Origin of the sequence: Pseudomonas putida (assembly GCF_025905425.1) — a bacterium.
Lineage (GTDB): Bacteria > Pseudomonadota > Gammaproteobacteria > Pseudomonadales > Pseudomonadaceae > Aquipseudomonas > Aquipseudomonas putida_AF.
The window spans coordinates 5,261,495-5,276,673 of record NZ_CP109603.1; the positions used below are offsets into that span (position 1 = coordinate 5,261,495).

A 15,179-nucleotide genomic window follows, 5' to 3' on the forward strand; every position below is an offset into this window, starting at 1 on the left:
CGCATCTTGGTAGGCAAGCGGTTCGCATAACCTTCAACGATGGAAGCCAACCATGACACGCCCCAATATCCTGTTCATCATGGCCGACCAGATGGCCGCGCCCATGCTGCCAATCTATGCCCCTTCGCCCATCCACATGCCCAACCTCGCCCGCCTCGCCGAGCAGGCCGTGGTGTTCGACTCTGCCTACTGCAACAGCCCGCTGTGCGCACCGTCGCGCTTCACCCTGGTCAGCGGCCAGTTGCCCAGCCGCATCGGCGCCTACGACAACGCCGCCGACTTCCCCGCTGATGTGCCGACTTATGCTCATTACCTGCGCCGTCTCGGCTACCGCACCGCGCTGTCGGGCAAGATGCACTTCTGCGGCCCGGACCAGTTGCACGGCTACGAGGAACGGCTGACCAGCGACATCTACCCCGCCGATTACGGCTGGGCCGTGAACTGGGACGCCCCCGACGAGCGCCCGAGCTGGTACCACAACATGTCGTCGGTGCTGCAGGCCGGCCCCTGCGTGCGCACCAATCAACTGGATTTCGACGAGGAGGTGGTGTTCAAGGCCCGCCAGTATCTCTACGACCACGTGCGCGAAGACGATGGCCGGCCGTTTTGCCTGACCGTGTCGATGACCCACCCCCACGACCCGTACACCATCCCCAAACGCTATTGGGATCGCTACGAAGGTGTGGATATCCCCATGCCCCGCGCCGAGTTCAGCCAGCACGAGCAAGACCCCCATTCGCAGCGTTTGCTCAAAGTCTACGACCTGTGGGACAAGCCCCTGCCTGTGGACAAGATCCGCGACGCCCGCCGCGCCTACTTCGGCGCCTGCAGCTACATCGACGACAACATTGGCCAATTGCTGCAAACCCTTGAAGAATGCGGCCTGGCGGAAGATACCTTGATCGTGTTTTCAGGCGATCACGGCGACATGCTTGGCGAGCGCGGCCTTTGGTACAAAATGCACTGGTTCGAAATGTCGGCGCGCGTGCCACTGCTGGTCCACGCACCCAAACGCTTTGCCGCCGCACGCGTGAGCGCCTCGGTATCCACCTGCGACTTGCTGCCGACCCTGGTCGAACTGGCCGGCGGCACTGTGGACAAATCCCTGCACCTGGACGGCCGCTCGCTGCTGGGCCACCTGCAAGGGCAGGGTGGCCACGACGAAGTGATCGGCGAATACATGGCCGAAGGCACGGTCGGCCCGCTGATGATGATCCGCCGTGGGCCATACAAGTTCGTGTACAGCGAAGACGACCCATGGCTACTCTATGACCTGAGCCGCGACCCGCACGAGCGGGAGAACCTCGCCAGCAGCCCGGACCATCAGGCGCTGCTGCAGGCATTTGCCGATGAAGCCCGGCAGCGTTGGGACATCCCCACCCTGCGCCAGCAGGTGCTGGCCAGCCAGCGCCGCCGCCGCCTAGTGGCCGAGGCCCTGGCCATCGGCAAACTGGAAAGCTGGGACCACCAACCGCTGGTGGACGCCAGCCAACAGTACATGCGCAACCACATCGATCTCGACGACCTCGAGCGCAAGGCCCGTTATCCACAGCCCGCCCCTCTGGATTGAGAAGAGAGTTCGCCATGCAAAAGTTCTCCATCGCCGTGCTCGCCCTGGCCCTGAGCCTGGGCGCTGTCACAGCTCACGCCGAAGACGCGCAATGCAGCACCGTGAAGATGGCCGACCCCGGCTGGAGCGATATCGCCACCACCAACGCCATCGCCCGCCTGCTTCTGGAAAGCCTCGGTTACCAGGTAAAGGTCGACAGCCTGGCAGTGCCGATCATCTACGGCGGCCTCAAGGACGGGCGCGTCGATGCCTTCCTCGGTAACTGGATGCCGGCGCACCAGGGGTTTCATGACAAGTTCATCGCCAATGGCGATGTGCAGCAGCTGTCGCGCAACCTCGAAGGCACCGAGTTCACCCTCGCGGTGCCCGACTATGTGTGGAACGCCGGGGTAAAAGACTTCGCCGACCTGCAAAAGCATGCCGACCAGTTCGACAAGAAGCTGTATGGGATCGGCTCTGGCGCGCCCGCCAACCTGTCGCTCAAAGCGATCATCGACAAAAATGAGTTCGATCTCGGCCAGTGGAAGCTGGTCGAATCGAGTGAGCAGGCGATGCTCGCGCAAGTAGACCGCGCCGTGAAGAAGAACCAGTTCATCACCTTCCTCGGCTGGACACCGCACCCGATGAACGTGAAGCTGAAAATGCATTACCTGACTGGCGGTGAAAAATGGTTCGGCAGCAAGGGCGAGGTCTATACCCTAACCCGCAAAGGTTATGCACAAGCATGCCCGAATACGGCGAAGCTGCTGGGCAACCTGAGATTTACCCTGGACATGGAAAACAGCATCATGGCCGAGGTTGTGGATAAAAAGGTGAGCTTCGATGATGCGGCCAAGGCGTGGGTGAAGGCGCATCCCGAGGTACTGCCAGGGTGGTTGGCTGGGGTCAGCACCAAGGCCGGTGGGGATGCCCTCGCGGCCGTCAAAGACAAACTCTGATTAACTGCACACTGCAATCCCCTGTGGGAGCGGGCTTGCCCGCGAATACCGGCAAAGCCGGTGCCATGCACCACGGTGGCTTCTTCGCGGGCAAGCCCGCTCCCACAGGCGGACAGCGCAACTTCAGGAATATGGATAACCCATGCACCGCCTCATCCAGCTACTGCCTTTCCTTGCCTGGCTCCCCCGTCAATCGGGCCGCAGTCTGCGCCAGGACCTGCTGGTCGGCCTGAGCGGTGCCATCCTTGCCCTGCCGCAATCCATCGCCTACGCCCTGATCGCCGGCCTGCCCGCCGAATATGGCCTGTTCGCCGCCATCGTCCCGGTGCTCATCGCCTGCTTGTGGGGGTCTTCCTGGCACCTGATCTGCGGCCCGACTGCAGCCATCTCGATCGTCCTTTACGCCAGCGTCAGCCCACTGGCGGTGCCGGGCAGCGCCGACTACGTCACGCTGGTCCTGCTGCTTACCTTTCTCGCGGGCATCTTCCAGCTCTTGCTTGGCCTGCTGCGGTTTGGCGCCGTGGTCAATTTCGTTTCTCACTCGGTGGTGCTCGGCTTCACCCTGGGCGCCGCCATCGTCATCGCCCTTGGCCAGTTGCCCAACCTGCTGGGCATGGACCTGCCGAGCCAGGCCACGGCATTGAAAACCGTCCAAGACCTGGCCAGCCACGCCGGTGAGGTTGACCTGCCATCGCTGATATTGGGGCTGACCACGGTGCTGATCGGCATGGCCTTCAAGCTCTGGCGGCCACGCTGGCCAAGCCTGTTGATAAGCCTGGTTGTGGTCAGTTTGCTGGCCTGGGCACTGCCTGGCTTTTTTGGCCATGTGCCGCGGGTATCGGCCTTTAGCGGCCAGTTGCCCCCGTTGAGCCCGTTGCCGCTGCTGGACGTGGAGCTGATGCTGCGGCTGCTGCCGACGGCGGTGGCAGTGGGCATGCTCGGCCTGGTCACCAGCCTGTCGATTGCCCGCGCGTTGTCTGCGCGCTCCGAACAGCTGATCGACGCTGACCAGGAGATCCGCGCCCAGGGCCTGTCGAACATCGTCGGCGGGTTTTTCTCCGGTTACCTGTCATCAGGCTCTTTCACCCGCTCGGGCCTGAGCTACGACGCAGGCGCCCGCTCCCCCCTGGCAGGGGTGTTCTCGGCCCTGTGGGTCGCGCTGTTTGCCGTTGCCGGGGCAGGGCTGATCGCTCACCTGCCGATCCCGGCCATGGCAGGCAGTATCTTGCTGATCTGTTGGGGGTTGGTGGATCACCGTGGCATTCGGGCGCTGTTCAGGGTCAGCCGCTCGGAGTTTCTGGTCATGGCCCTGACCGCCGCCGCGACCTTGCTGCTGGAGCTACAGACCGCGATCTACGCCGGGGTGCTGGCTTCGCTGTTCTTCTACCTTAAGCGCACTTCACGGCCACGGGTGCAGCAGAGCCGCGAAGGGCAGGCCGATGTACTGCGGGTGGGCGGGTCGATTTTCTTTGGCGCGGCGCATTACCTGCAAGTGCGCTTGCAGCGCTGCCAGGGGCCACATGTGGTGATCGATGCGCGGCAGGTGAACTTCATTGATTATTCGGGTGTGGATATGTTGCACAGGGAGGCACGGCGGTTGCGGCGGGCAGGGGGGAGTTTGACCTTGCAGCGGGCGCGGCCGCAGGTGGTCGAGGAATTGCAGAAGCTGGAAGGGGTGGAGTTGTGTCCGATCAGGTTTGAGGATTGAGGTTGGGTTGAGATCTTGGGGCTGCTTTGCAGCCCATCGCAGGCAAGCCAGCTCCTACAGGGATATCACAAGGCCCGAGGTCGGCGCTGTACTTGTAGGAGCTGGCTTGTCGGTGCGCCGAACCGCTGCGATGGGCCGCGAAGCGGCCCCGACGGCGTCAACCCCGAGCGAGCTGCCGGCGTAGTTCAGCCAACACCGGCGCCGTATCCGGCCTCACGCCACGCCAGATAAAGAACGCTTCAGCCGCCTGCTCAGCCAGCATCCCCAGCCCATCCAACACCTTGGCCGCGCCAAGGTTGGTAGCCCACTGGCAAAACGGCGTCGGTTCCTTGCCATACATCATGTCGTAGCAAATCGTGCGCCCAGGCTCGACCAAGCTGTCGGCAATCGGCGGCATTTCGCCCGCCAGGCTCGCCGAGGTGGCATTGATGATCACGTCCACCGGCTCTTGCAACCAAGCAAAGCCGCTGGCCACCACCGGCCCCATGTCATCGAATTCTCGCGCCAGCTGCTCGGCCTTCTCCACGGTGCGGTTGGCGATCACCAACGACTGCGGATCGTGCGCCAGGATCGGCTCCAGCACCCCACGCACCGCGCCACCGGCGCCCAGGATGAGGATACGCTTGCCCGCCAACTCCACCCCCGCGTTCACGGTCAGGTCGCGCACCAGCCCAGCACCGTCGGTGTTGTCCCCCTGCAGCGTGCCGTCGGCCAGCTTGCTCAAGGTATTCACCGCCCCCGCCCGCTGGGCACGCGGGGTCAGGCTGTCGCACAGGCGGTAGGCTTCTTCCTTGAATGGCACGGTGACATTGCCGCCACTGCCCTGCTTGAAGAAGCCACGGGCGCAATCGCTGAACTCGTCCAACGGCGCCAGCAGGGTGGTGTATTCCAGGTCCTGGCCGGTCTGTTCGGCGAACAGGCGATGGATCAGCGGCGACTTGCTGTGGCCGATGGGGTTACCGAAAACGACGTACTGGTCCATTGGGGGCTCCTCGGTTATCCACAGGCTTTACTGGGCGAGCCAGTCGCGATCTTGCAGGAAGTACTCGGTCAGGCGCGCTTCTTCGCTGCCGGGCGCGGCCTTCCAATCGTACCCCCAGCGTACCTGCGGTGGCAGCGACATGAGGATCGACTCGGTGCGGCCACCCGATTGCAGGCCGAACAAGGTGCCACGGTCATAGACCAGGTTGAACTCCACGTAGCGGCCGCGACGGTACTCTTGGAACTCGCGCTGCTCGGCGGTGTAGGGCGTGTCCTTGCGGCGCTGGACGATCGGCAGGTAGGCCTGGACATAGGCATCGCCAATGGCACGGATGAAGGCGAAGCAGGTGTCGAAGTCCCACTCGTTCAGGTCGTCGAAGAACAACCCGCCGATGCCGCGAGGCTCGCCACGGTGCTTGAGGTGGAAGTATCGGTCGCACCAGGCTTTGTAGCGCGGGTACACATCGGCGCCGAACGGCGCGCAGGCCTGCTCGGCCACGCGGTGCCAGTGGATGCAGTCTTCTTCATTGCCGTAGTACGGGGTCAGGTCGAAGCCGCCGCCGAACCACCACACCGCCTCTTCGCCCTCTTTTTCGGCGATGAAGAAGCGCACATTGGCGTGGGAGGTTGGTACATGTGGGTTGTGCGGGTGGATCACCAGCGACACACCCAGGGCCTCGAAGCCACGGCCCGCCAGTTCGGGTCGGTGGGCACTGGCCGAGGGCGGCAGGCCGGCGCCGAACACGTGGGAGAAATTGACCCCACCTTTTTCGATCACCTTGCCCTCACCGATCACCCGCGTACGCCCCCCGCCACCGGCTTCACGCGTCCAGGCGTCCTCGACGAAGCGGGCGCCGCCGTCCTCGGTTTCAAGGGCGGAGCAGATGCGGTCTTGCAGGTCGAGCAGGTAGGCTTTCACGGCCTCGGTGCGGCTGGTCATCGGGTCACCTGGAGCGGGCAGAGAAGAATTCGCCGCGTAGCATACCACCGGCGGCTGACGCGTCGCAGTTGACGGCGATCAAGCAAAGGCGTCCGATAGAGGGCTGTTACCAATCCCGACAACAGGAGTGCGAGATGGCCAAGCGTATCCAGTTCAGCCAGCATGGCGGCCCAGAAGTGCTGCAGCTTGTAGAGTTCGAACCCGCCCCGCCTGGGCCTCAGCAAGTTCGCGTGCGTAACCATGCGATCGGCCTGAACTTCATCGACACCTATTTCCGCAGCGGCTTGTACGCACCGCCGTCCTTGCCCTCCGGGCTGGGCACCGAGGCCGCTGGTATGGTCGAAGCGGTGGGCGAGGCCGTCACGCGCCTGAAGGTTGGTGACCGCGTTGCCCATGCCGGCGGCCCGCTGGGCGCCTACAGCGAGGTGCACACGCTGCCCGAGGCCAACCTGGTCAAGCTGCCGGACAACATCAGCTACGAACAGGCGGCGGCGGTTATGCTCAAAGGCCTGACCGTGCAGTACCTGCTCAAGCAGACCTACGCGGTGCAGCCGGGCGACGTGATCCTGTTCCATGCCGCTGCCGGTGGCGTGGGTTCGCTGGCCTGCCAATGGGCCAAGGCGCTGGGTGCCAAGTTGATCGGTACCGTCAGCTCCGCTGAGAAGGCCGAGCGGGCGAGGGCGCTGGGGGCGTGGGAAACCATCGACTACAGCCGCGAAGACGTGGCCAAGCGTGTGCTGGAGCTGACCGACGGCAAAAAGTGCCCGGTGGTATATGACGGTGTGGGCGCCGATACCTGGCTGACCTCGCTGGATTGCCTGCAGCCGCGCGGGTTGATGGTGAGCTTTGGCAATGCTTCAGGCGCGGTGAGCGGGGTTAACCTGGGGATTCTGGCGCAGAAGGGCTCGCTGTATGTCACCCGGCCGACCCTGGCGAGTTATGCCAACAATGCCGAGAACACCCAGGTCATGGCCGATGACCTGTTTGCGATGATTGCCAGCGGCAAGCTGATTGTGGATATCCAGCAGCGATATCCGCTGAGTGAGGCGGCCAAGGCACAGGCTGAGTTGTCGGCGCGCAGGACGGTGGGGTCGACTATTTTGACACCTTAAACATGGGACTGTGGGGCCGCTATGCGGCTCCACATTGAACTATTTAAACTAAAAGCACTATTCAGCGATTTCGCCACTATCTTCGAAACCTTTAACGGCCACCTTGCTTTCAACATCAATATACGAATCTAAATATTCATGAGATATTAAAGAGGCATCCCTACCTACAAATCTTTTAGCTTGACCAAATTCATCTTTCCGCAGATGACTAAACTCAAAAAGTGTAGTGTAGCGCTTAGGAGAAACGCCTTCAAAATTTTCAAAAAATACTTTTTCATTCGAAGGCGCATCTAGGGAAATAGCATCTGAATGCAACTTCATTGCGAGGCTTTTTTCATAAGGCTCAATGTAGACAACCCGAGAAATCCCAGCAGCAATAATGTGCCGAGCACAGTTATGGCATGGGTATGTAGTCGTATACATTACAGCTCCTGAGGTCTTACTTTTACCGCCTCTCGCGATATTTAAAATTGCTTCCATTTCAGCATGAATTGCCCGAGAGTATTCGATAATCGATCCAAGCGAGGTGACTTCTAAAATTTCTTTTGTTAAACGCTCTGCTTCAGATTGACTAAGTACCTGCTTGAAACTTTTCTCACTCAGCCCGACAACATTTGTTTCAAAAATATCTTTTACAGTAATTAACTCGTTATCTGTGTTAGATTTTTCGCCGCTTTGTAGTGACGAGAGTATCGCTACGATTTCTTTAGCCAAGCGCCGTTTAGTGTCGTCGTTATAGCATTTTTTTCCATGAACAACACAACGCTGATCGTTCTTCGACTCTTCGTGATAAAGGCCGCCACCGCCAGACGGAACATCATTCCAGCCAACAGAGAGGATGTCTCCCGAAACGTTAGCGATAGCTGCGCCGACTTGCCTACTGAGGCAAGCAGATTTCAGAGATGCTGCATAAGCAGCGTACATACCAGCTTCATCACGGGTTGGAGTTATTCCATTCTCCCCATGAACCAAGCCAACAAATCGACGACATGGATCAATAATATTTCCAGAGCTCGTTAAACTATGTTTTACAAAAAAATCAGCTTTATGGAATGTTTTTTCTAACTGCTGACCATGTTTAACATTATCTTTCCTGTCACGCTCAATCAAGTTCTGAGCATCAACAGCAGTTAATCCTTCAGTTTTTAAATACTCCAGCCGAGCGCTTTGAGGACTCATCACGCCTAAAAGAAAAAATGCATTTCTATATGTGAGGCGAAACAGTTCAATTTCAGCAGGATGTTTAAGCTGATCGACTATATAAACTGCGCGCGGTGGATTAGTATCACCGCTCTCGTTCATTTTGACTTGTCGGCTCGTAGATATATGCGTGATAGCCTGAATGGCTAACGCATCTACTGAAAATCTCTCTCGAATAGCATTACCCAAGTCTTGAAGAGCAGTGTAACGCGAAAAGAGATCAAGCGACTCGATTGAATCAATATCTAAACCGTTTGGAATCAGATCACTATGTTTTGATGCCAACTGCTTAATCAGCCAACTAACCTTGACAACTGTAACCTCGTAAGAGAAAGCACTAAACTGATCTCTCAACTCCGAAACTACATCTTGCAGATTACAACCCACTGCACCGCACACACCAATGACTAACTCATTAGTTCGGCGTGACTTGATTCTTTCTTGAATATCTTGACCGCGCTCTGGCTTTAGACCTTCCGCTTTGCCTTGACTAGGAAAACTCTTAACTGTCCCTGTTGCCATTTTCTACTACCAATCGAGTTTTTTGGCACGCTCGGCTATTTGGCTTATTGCTTGCTGATATTCTTTCTGCTTTCTGCGTTGAGCAAAAGCATCTGAGAAGATAACGGAGCTCTGGGGCTCTTTGCTGCGAACGACTGTTACAGGAGCCGTTTCAACGCGTTCTTCAGTTCTCATCGTGAATATCCTGGTTTATAAAGCCGCAAAAAATTGGCGACTCAATTCGTGCCTTATGCAACACAAGAGTAGACCATCAAGCGCGAGCAAAAAAATTATGTTTTTTAGCTCGGCGTTCCCCGGTAGGCCGTCGCTCCTAGGCGCCAGCCTACCGGAAAACGCCGAGCTGTCAACGATAGTGTGGTTTCGCTTAGGTCGCGAACGTTATCACGAACGAAACCTACACTCTCTTGAGTAGCTGACGAACGGCAAAAAAAATCTTACGGAGACTCTACACCGTCAAGAATTGACTCTACCAATCCCTCTGCCATTTCAATGGAATGCAAGCTGGACCAGTAGATACCACGGCCTTCGTCGCGCAGATACTCGAGGGCTTTGGATCCTGTCTCGTAGGCGCCACGCAAGTACAGAGCTACGTGGACCAAAGCGTCTTCGGCGGAAATGTTTGGGTTTACGGTGAAGAGCGGTTCGTGGCCTGCATCGCAGCGGCCAAACGGGCGGGTGGAGGTGCATGGAAGAGGAGGGTTTGGAACGATTTTTTTCATGATTTGCTCCAGAGCTTGGAGCTGCCATCAAGCCGTTACCACGCGATTTGGGCGGCAGCTGTACGCGAGGTGGTAAACCGGGCTGGAGGCGGCCCCGGCAGGCATGACGCCTCCCGCGCACAGCTGCCATAGCTGTGACGCCTCAAGCACATCCGGGTTACCACACCCGATCGCCAAGTTATTCGGCGACGGTTTAAGCCTAAGGGCAGAGGTTCCCACTGAGAAGGTGACGGCAGAGGACGCGAATCGTAGGATATTTCCGAAGTGGTCGGCTGGACAGCCATTTTGGTAATAATCAGAAAACCCTGATCACGTAAGGCAACAGGAGGCGTATGCACAGCACGCGAGAAAAAGGGCGCTGCCTTGACCGTGCTGGTTTGGAAGCGTAGCGTTTCTTCTTCAGGTTGTACTGGTGCGCTGGCTGAGCTCAAGTTATCCGGGCGAGTACATCCCTACCATTGAGGCCGCTTATGCGGCCTTTGTTTTTCGGGCAATCAGGCCTAGGCCACACCCTCAATAGATTTGGCGCACGCAGACCGCGTAACGGCAACCAGGCGCTCGCCTTGGTTTCTGTGGTGTCGCGCAAATCGAGCGCCGCTCGGGCGGCGCTCGATCTCACAGGCGAAGGAAGCATCAAGGCGAGCACCTATCAGCCCTCACACGATCGCGCGCCAGCCCTTCAAGACAAAATCAGAAAATCTACGGTGGACCAGGCTCTAACCTGTGGGAGCCCAAGTCACCCGCCAGGCCTGTGGATAGGTATCAGCCCGGGCGAACGACTTCGCCAGTCGCCAGGTTGCGAATCACACTCGGGTTCTTCCGCCCGCCCAACGCCCCACCCAGCACCATATCCAACTGCCCATGGAAGTACTGCTCCACCCGTAACCGGGTCTTGGCAGCCGGGCGGCCGCCTGGGTTGCAGGAGGTGGAAATCAGCGGCCCGACCAGCGCGCACAGTTCACGCACCTGTGGATGGTCACTGACCCGCAGCGCCACCGTGTCGTGCTGCCCCGTCACCCACTCCGGCAACAAGTCCTGGTGCGGCACCAGCCAGGTATTCGGCCCCGGCCAGGTGCTGCCCATGCGGTCGATCCAGTCTTCAGGGAAATCCTCGAACAAAAAGTCGAACTGGCGGATATTGTCGGCGATCAGGATCAGCCCTTTATCCACAGGCCGCGACTTGAGCGCCAGCAGGCGATACACCGCGTCCTCGTTCCACGGGTCGCAGCCCAGGCCCCAGACCGCTTCCGTCGGGTAGGCGATCACCGCACCCGCCCGGATCTCACGTGCGGCTTGTTGCACACGAAAACTGCTCACCATTGCTGTCTCTCCACCTATAAACCTTGCTTGTGAGCAGTGTACTTAGCCCGCGCGGGCAAACCAACGCCCGGCTTCATTGCTGACCCGCCCTTCGAGCTCCAGTTCGGTGAGCTGCGCCATCACCTGGGCCAATGGCTGTTCGCTGCAGTGGGCCAGGCTCTCGGTCGTCTGTGGCGCGGCATGCAGCAAGGCGAGCAGGGGATGATCGAGCGTTTCCACCACGGCCGGGGGCAAATTCTGCCAGCCCCGCAGGCTTTCCAGTATCTGCCCCACGCTCTCCACCAGTAGCGCCCCGTCACGGATCAGTTGATGACAGCCTTTGGCGCCTGGGTGGTGGATGGAGCCAGGGATGGCATACACCTCGCGGCCCTGCTCGGCCGCCAGGCGCGCCGTGATCAACGAGCCACTGGCCAGGCTCGCCTCGACCACCAGCACGCCCAGCGACAAGCCACTGATGATGCGATTACGCCGTGGGAAGTTGCCCGGCAGCGGCCCGGCATCCAGGGGGTACTCGGAAACCAGCGCGCTACCGCTATCGATCATCGCCTGGGCAAGCTCGCGATGGCGCTGTGGATAAAGTTTTTGCAACCCCGTTCCAAGCACCCCAATCGTGCTCCCTCCAGCCTGCAGAGCGGCCCGATGAGCGGCACCGTCGATACCCAGAGCAAGACCACTGGTGATGGTGAAACCGGCCTGCGTCAGGTAGCGGGAAAATGCCCTGGCGGTGTCGAGCGCGGGGGGTGAAGCACGCCTGCTGCCCACAATTGCCAGCTGTGGCTTTTCAAGCAACGCGGGGTCGCCGGCGACGAAAAGCAGCGGCGGTGGGTCGTCGATTTCTGCCAGCAGAGCAGGGTAGCCAGGGCTGTCCCACATCAGTAAATGCTGGCCGGGACGCTCTAACCAGGCCATCGCAGCCAATGCGCCGTCACGCACTTCGGCACTGCGCCGGGCATCGATGCTGGCCTGTGGTAAGCCCAGTGCCCGCCAGGCGGCGGCTGGCGCGCTGAGCGCCGATGACGCGCTGCCAAAGGCTTGCAGCAGGCTGTGAAAACGGCGCAATCCTGTCTCCGGCAGGCGGTGCAGGCGCAACCGCGCTTCCAGTTCGGCAGGCGCACAAGGCGACGAATGGTGCATTGGCATAAAGATCATCCTTGATCGAAACAGGGCCATCGACGTGGCACAACCTGTGGATAACTGTGTTGATAACGCTTTGACAACCTGTCCATCAAATGGGTGATAAGCCGTCCGTTAAAACCCTAGCCGAGCTTTGCCAGGTGCCGAATCCCCCGATTACCTTTATTATGTGTGCTCAGTTTTCAACCGAACGCACAGTGACTGCCCGACCTTATGGCCATCTTGAACATTCTCGAATTCCCGGACCCGCGCCTGCGCACCCTCGCCAAACCGGTGACGGTGTTCGACGACGCCCTGAGCCAGCTGATCGACGACATGTTTGAAACCATGTATGAAGCGCCTGGCATCGGCCTGGCGGCGACCCAGGTCAACGTCCACAAGCAGGTTGTGGTGATGGACCTGAGCGAAGACCGCAGCGAGCCACGGGTCTTCATCAACCCCGTCGTCGAGGAACTGACCCACGACATGGGCCAGTACCAGGAAGGTTGCCTGTCGGTACCTGGCTTCTACGAAAACGTCGACCGCCCACTGCGGGTGCGCGTCAAAGCCCAGGACCGCGACGGCAAGCCGTTCGAGCTCGAAGCCGAAGGCCTGCTGGCCGTGTGCGTGCAGCACGAATTCGATCACCTCAACGGCAAGCTGTTCGTCGACTACCTGTCCACGCTCAAACGCGACCGGATCAAGAAGAAGCTGGAAAAGCAGCACCGCCAGCAAGCCTGATCCCCACCTTCCAGAAGGCTTGCTCCGGCAAGCCTTTTTCTTTTTTGCAGCGAGAACTCCATGCGCATCGTCTTCGCAGGCACTCCAGAGTTTGCCGCCGAACACCTCAAGGCACTGCTCGACAGCCCCTATGAGATCGTGGCCGTCTACACCCAGCCGGACCGCCCAGCAGGCCGTGGCCAGAAGCTGATGCCAAGTGCGGTCAAAGCACTGGCCGTGGCCCATGACATCCCGGTGTTCCAGCCGCAAACCCTGCGTAACGCCGATGCCCAGGCCGAACTGGCCGCGCTGAAGCCGGACCTGATGGTGGTGGTCGCCTATGGCCTGATCCTGCCGCAGGTGGTGCTGGATATCCCGCGTCTGGGCTGCATCAACAGCCACGCCTCGCTGCTGCCACGCTGGCGCGGTGCAGCGCCGATCCAGCGCGCCGTGGAAGCCGGCGACGCCGAGAGCGGCGTGACCGTGATGCGCATGGAAGCAGGCCTGGACACCGGCCCGATGCTGCTCAAGGTAGTCACCCCAATCAGCGCCGAAGACACCGGCGGCACCCTGCACGACCGCCTCGCCGAAATGGGCCCACCTGCGGTCATACAGGCCATCGCCGGCCTTGCCGACGGCTCGCTGCAGGGTGAAATCCAGGACGACGCCCTGGCCACCTATGCTCACAAGCTGAACAAAGACGAAGCGCGCATCGACTGGAGCCGCCCAGCGGTAGAGCTGGAGCGCCTGGTCCGTGCCTTCAACCCGTGGCCGGTGTGCCACAGCACCCTGGACGGCGAAAGCGTGAAGGTGCTGGCCGCCAAGTTGTCCACAGGCAACGGCGCCCCTGGCGAAATCCTGTCTGCCAGCAAGGAGGGCCTGGTGGTCGCCTGCGGTGACCAGGCATTGAGCCTGACCCGCCTGCAACTGCCGGGCGGCAAGGCCCTGAACTTCAGCGACCTGTTCAACAGCCGCCGCGAGAAGTTCGCCAACGGCAAGGTGCTCGGCCAATGAACCCACGCCTGGCCGCCGCCCGTGCCTTGGCCGCTGTGCTCAGCGGCAAGGCCTCGCTGAACAGCTCGTTGCCGGCGCAACTGGACAAGGTCGACGAACGCGACCGTGGCCTGACCCAGGACCTGGCCTTCGGCACCGCCCGCTGGCAGCCGCGCCTCGACCTGCTCGCCGCGCAGTTGCTGCAAAAGCCGTTCAAAGCCGCCGATGCCGATGTGCAAGCGCTGCTGCTGGTCGGCCTGTACCAGCTGTTCTACACGCGCATCCCGGCGCACGCCGCCATCGGCGAAACCGTTGGCTGTGCCGATAAACTGAAAAAGCCGTGGGCCAAGGGCTTGCTCAATGCCGTGCTGCGTCGCGCCCAACGCGAAGGCGAAGCGCTGCTCGCCGGCATGGAGCGCGACCCGGTGGTGCGCACTGCCCACCCGCGCTGGCTGCAAAAATCGCTGAAGGCCTTCTGGCCCGAGCAATGGGAAGCCATCTGCGCCGCCAACAACGCCCACCCGCCAATGATTTTGCGGGTCAACCGCCGCCACCACAGCCGCGAGGCCTACCTGGCCTTGCTGGCTGAGGCCGGCGTTGGCGCCAGCGCTTGCCAGTACAGCCGTGACGGCATCGTGCTGAATGAGGCCTGCGATGTGCGCAGCCTGCCTGGCTTTGCCGAGGGTTGGGTGAGCGTGCAGGACGAAGCCGCGCAGCTTTGCGCCGACCTGCTCGACCTGGCCCCCGGCCAACGCGTGCTCGACGCCTGCTGCGCCCCAGGTGGCAAGACCTGCCACCTGCTCGAAGCCGAGGCCGGCCTGGCGCATGTGGTGGCCATTGACCTGGAGGCCAAGCGCCTGACCCGCGTGCGCGAGAACCTCGATCGCCTGCAACTGGACGCCGAACTGATCGCCTGCGATGCACGCGACACCGCCAGCTGGTGGGACGGCAAAACGTTCCAACGCATCCTGCTCGACGCCCCGTGCTCCGCCACCGGTGTGATCCGCCGCCACCCGGACATCAAGCTGACCCGTCAGGCCGACGACATCCCGGCCCTGGCCACGCTGCAAGGCGAGTTGCTCGATGCCCTGTGGCCGACCCTGGAAGTGGGCGGCATGCTGCTGTATGCCACCTGTTCCAGCTTGCCGACCGAGAACACCGAGGTGATCGAGGCCTTCCTCGCCCGCACCCCGGGCGCCCGTGAGCTGGACCTGGCCACCGAGGCCGGCCTGCGCCAGCCACATGGCCGCCAGTTGCTGGCCCAGGAAGGCGGCCACGACGGTTTCTACTATGCCAAGCTGATCAAGATCGCCGCGTCACGCGGATAAGCACAACGGTTAGGG

General features: G+C 60.7%; 14 protein-coding genes. 7 read left to right on the top strand and 7 right to left on the bottom strand.

The window, feature by feature from the left end; genetic code table 11:
* Positions 1 to 52 precede the first annotated feature (52 nt).
* The 3 genes from betC to OGV19_RS23705 all read left to right on the top strand — a co-directional run bounded on the left by betC (position 53) and on the right by OGV19_RS23705 (position 4,216).
* The gene (gene betC, locus OGV19_RS23695; RefSeq protein WP_264310896.1) at positions 53 to 1,570 is read left to right on the top strand and encodes a choline-sulfatase; all 1,518 of its coding nucleotides are present in this window, start codon (positions 53 to 55) and stop codon (positions 1,568 to 1,570) included.
* Between the two features lie 14 nt (positions 1,571 to 1,584).
* Entirely contained in the window at positions 1,585 to 2,508 is a 924-nt protein-coding gene (gene choX, locus OGV19_RS23700) for a choline ABC transporter substrate-binding protein (RefSeq protein ID WP_264310897.1), read from the top strand.
* A 142-nt stretch (positions 2,509 to 2,650) separates the two neighbouring features.
* Positions 2,651 to 4,216: a SulP family inorganic anion transporter gene (locus OGV19_RS23705; RefSeq protein WP_264310898.1), complete on the top strand. Its 1,566-nt coding sequence runs from the start codon at positions 2,651 to 2,653 to the stop codon at positions 4,214 to 4,216.
* A 157-nt stretch (positions 4,217 to 4,373) separates the two neighbouring features.
* Here OGV19_RS23705 and aroE read toward each other — a convergent pair whose 3' ends face one another.
* On the bottom strand, positions 4,374 to 5,198 hold the full coding sequence (aroE, locus tag OGV19_RS23710) for a shikimate dehydrogenase (protein WP_264310899.1): 825 nt from the start codon (positions 5,196 to 5,198) through the stop codon (positions 4,374 to 4,376).
* A 27-nt stretch (positions 5,199 to 5,225) separates the two neighbouring features.
* On the bottom strand, positions 5,226 to 6,137 hold the full coding sequence (gene hemF / locus OGV19_RS23715; protein WP_264310900.1) for an oxygen-dependent coproporphyrinogen oxidase: 912 nt from the start codon (positions 6,135 to 6,137) through the stop codon (positions 5,226 to 5,228).
* A 134-nt stretch (positions 6,138 to 6,271) separates the two neighbouring features.
* On the opposite strand from hemF, the gene OGV19_RS23720 reads away from it, so the two are divergent.
* On the top strand, positions 6,272 to 7,249 hold the full coding sequence (locus tag OGV19_RS23720) for an NADPH:quinone reductase (protein WP_264310901.1): 978 nt from the start codon (positions 6,272 to 6,274) through the stop codon (positions 7,247 to 7,249).
* Positions 7,250 to 7,306: 57 nt separating this feature from the next.
* Here the strand turns inward: OGV19_RS23720 and OGV19_RS23725 are convergent, their stop codons facing one another.
* From OGV19_RS23725 to dprA, 5 genes are all read right to left on the bottom strand, one after another.
* Positions 7,307 to 8,971, bottom strand: coding sequence for an anti-phage dCTP deaminase (locus OGV19_RS23725; protein WP_264310902.1), 1,665 nt, complete (start codon positions 8,969 to 8,971; stop codon positions 7,307 to 7,309).
* Between the two features lie 6 nt (positions 8,972 to 8,977).
* Positions 8,978 to 9,145, bottom strand: a complete 168-nt coding sequence (locus OGV19_RS23730) for a hypothetical protein (RefSeq protein WP_264310903.1) — start codon at positions 9,143 to 9,145, stop codon at positions 8,978 to 8,980.
* Positions 9,146 to 9,405: 260 nt separating this feature from the next.
* On the bottom strand, positions 9,406 to 9,690 hold the full coding sequence (locus OGV19_RS23735; RefSeq protein WP_264310904.1) for a DUF3077 domain-containing protein: 285 nt from the start codon (positions 9,688 to 9,690) through the stop codon (positions 9,406 to 9,408).
* Between the two features lie 762 nt (positions 9,691 to 10,452).
* Entirely contained in the window at positions 10,453 to 11,010 is a 558-nt protein-coding gene (locus OGV19_RS23740; RefSeq protein ID WP_043198577.1) for an L-threonylcarbamoyladenylate synthase type 1 TsaC, read from the bottom strand.
* 42 nt (positions 11,011 to 11,052) lie between these two features.
* On the bottom strand, positions 11,053 to 12,150 hold the full coding sequence (gene dprA / locus OGV19_RS23745; RefSeq protein ID WP_264310905.1) for a DNA-processing protein DprA: 1,098 nt from the start codon (positions 12,148 to 12,150) through the stop codon (positions 11,053 to 11,055).
* Positions 12,151 to 12,357: 207 nt separating this feature from the next.
* Here dprA and def point away from each other — a divergent pair, with 207 nt between their 5' ends.
* From def to rsmB, 3 genes are read left to right on the top strand one after another with little or no spacing between them, the layout of a single operon-like run.
* A complete protein-coding gene (gene def, locus OGV19_RS23750) occupies positions 12,358 to 12,864 on the top strand; it encodes a peptide deformylase (RefSeq protein ID WP_027592047.1) in 507 nt (168 codons plus the stop codon).
* 60 nt (positions 12,865 to 12,924) lie between these two features.
* Positions 12,925 to 13,857: a methionyl-tRNA formyltransferase gene (gene fmt, locus OGV19_RS23755; RefSeq protein WP_264310906.1), complete on the top strand. Its 933-nt coding sequence runs from the start codon at positions 12,925 to 12,927 to the stop codon at positions 13,855 to 13,857.
* Complete coding sequence (rsmB, locus tag OGV19_RS23760) at positions 13,854 to 15,164, top strand: 16S rRNA (cytosine(967)-C(5))-methyltransferase RsmB (protein ID WP_264310907.1); 1,311 nt, start codon at positions 13,854 to 13,856, stop codon at positions 15,162 to 15,164. The genes fmt and rsmB overlap by 4 nt, the downstream gene beginning before the upstream one ends.
* Positions 15,165 to 15,179: the final 15 nt, after the last annotated feature.

Coding starts and splice junctions, on each gene's coding strand:
- OGV19_RS23725 (WP_264310902.1), bottom strand. CDS start 8,971: ATGGCAACAGGGACAGTTAAGAGTTTTCCTAGTCAAGGCAAAGCGGAA.
- choX (WP_264310897.1), top strand. CDS start 1,585: ATGCAAAAGTTCTCCATCGCCGTGCTCGCCCTGGCCCTGAGCCTGGGC.
- fmt (WP_264310906.1), top strand. CDS start 12,925: ATGCGCATCGTCTTCGCAGGCACTCCAGAGTTTGCCGCCGAACACCTC.
- dprA (WP_264310905.1), bottom strand. CDS start 12,150: ATGCCAATGCACCATTCGTCGCCTTGTGCGCCTGCCGAACTGGAAGCG.
- OGV19_RS23740 (WP_043198577.1), bottom strand. CDS start 11,010: ATGGTGAGCAGTTTTCGTGTGCAACAAGCCGCACGTGAGATCCGGGCG.
- OGV19_RS23705 (WP_264310898.1), top strand. CDS start 2,651: ATGCACCGCCTCATCCAGCTACTGCCTTTCCTTGCCTGGCTCCCCCGT.
- betC (WP_264310896.1), top strand. CDS start 53: ATGACACGCCCCAATATCCTGTTCATCATGGCCGACCAGATGGCCGCG.
- OGV19_RS23720 (WP_264310901.1), top strand. CDS start 6,272: ATGGCCAAGCGTATCCAGTTCAGCCAGCATGGCGGCCCAGAAGTGCTG.
- OGV19_RS23735 (WP_264310904.1), bottom strand. CDS start 9,690: ATGAAAAAAATCGTTCCAAACCCTCCTCTTCCATGCACCTCCACCCGC.
- rsmB (WP_264310907.1), top strand. CDS start 13,854: ATGAACCCACGCCTGGCCGCCGCCCGTGCCTTGGCCGCTGTGCTCAGC.
- OGV19_RS23730 (WP_264310903.1), bottom strand. CDS start 9,145: ATGAGAACTGAAGAACGCGTTGAAACGGCTCCTGTAACAGTCGTTCGC.
- def (WP_027592047.1), top strand. CDS start 12,358: ATGGCCATCTTGAACATTCTCGAATTCCCGGACCCGCGCCTGCGCACC.
- aroE (WP_264310899.1), bottom strand. CDS start 5,198: ATGGACCAGTACGTCGTTTTCGGTAACCCCATCGGCCACAGCAAGTCG.
- hemF (WP_264310900.1), bottom strand. CDS start 6,137: ATGACCAGCCGCACCGAGGCCGTGAAAGCCTACCTGCTCGACCTGCAA.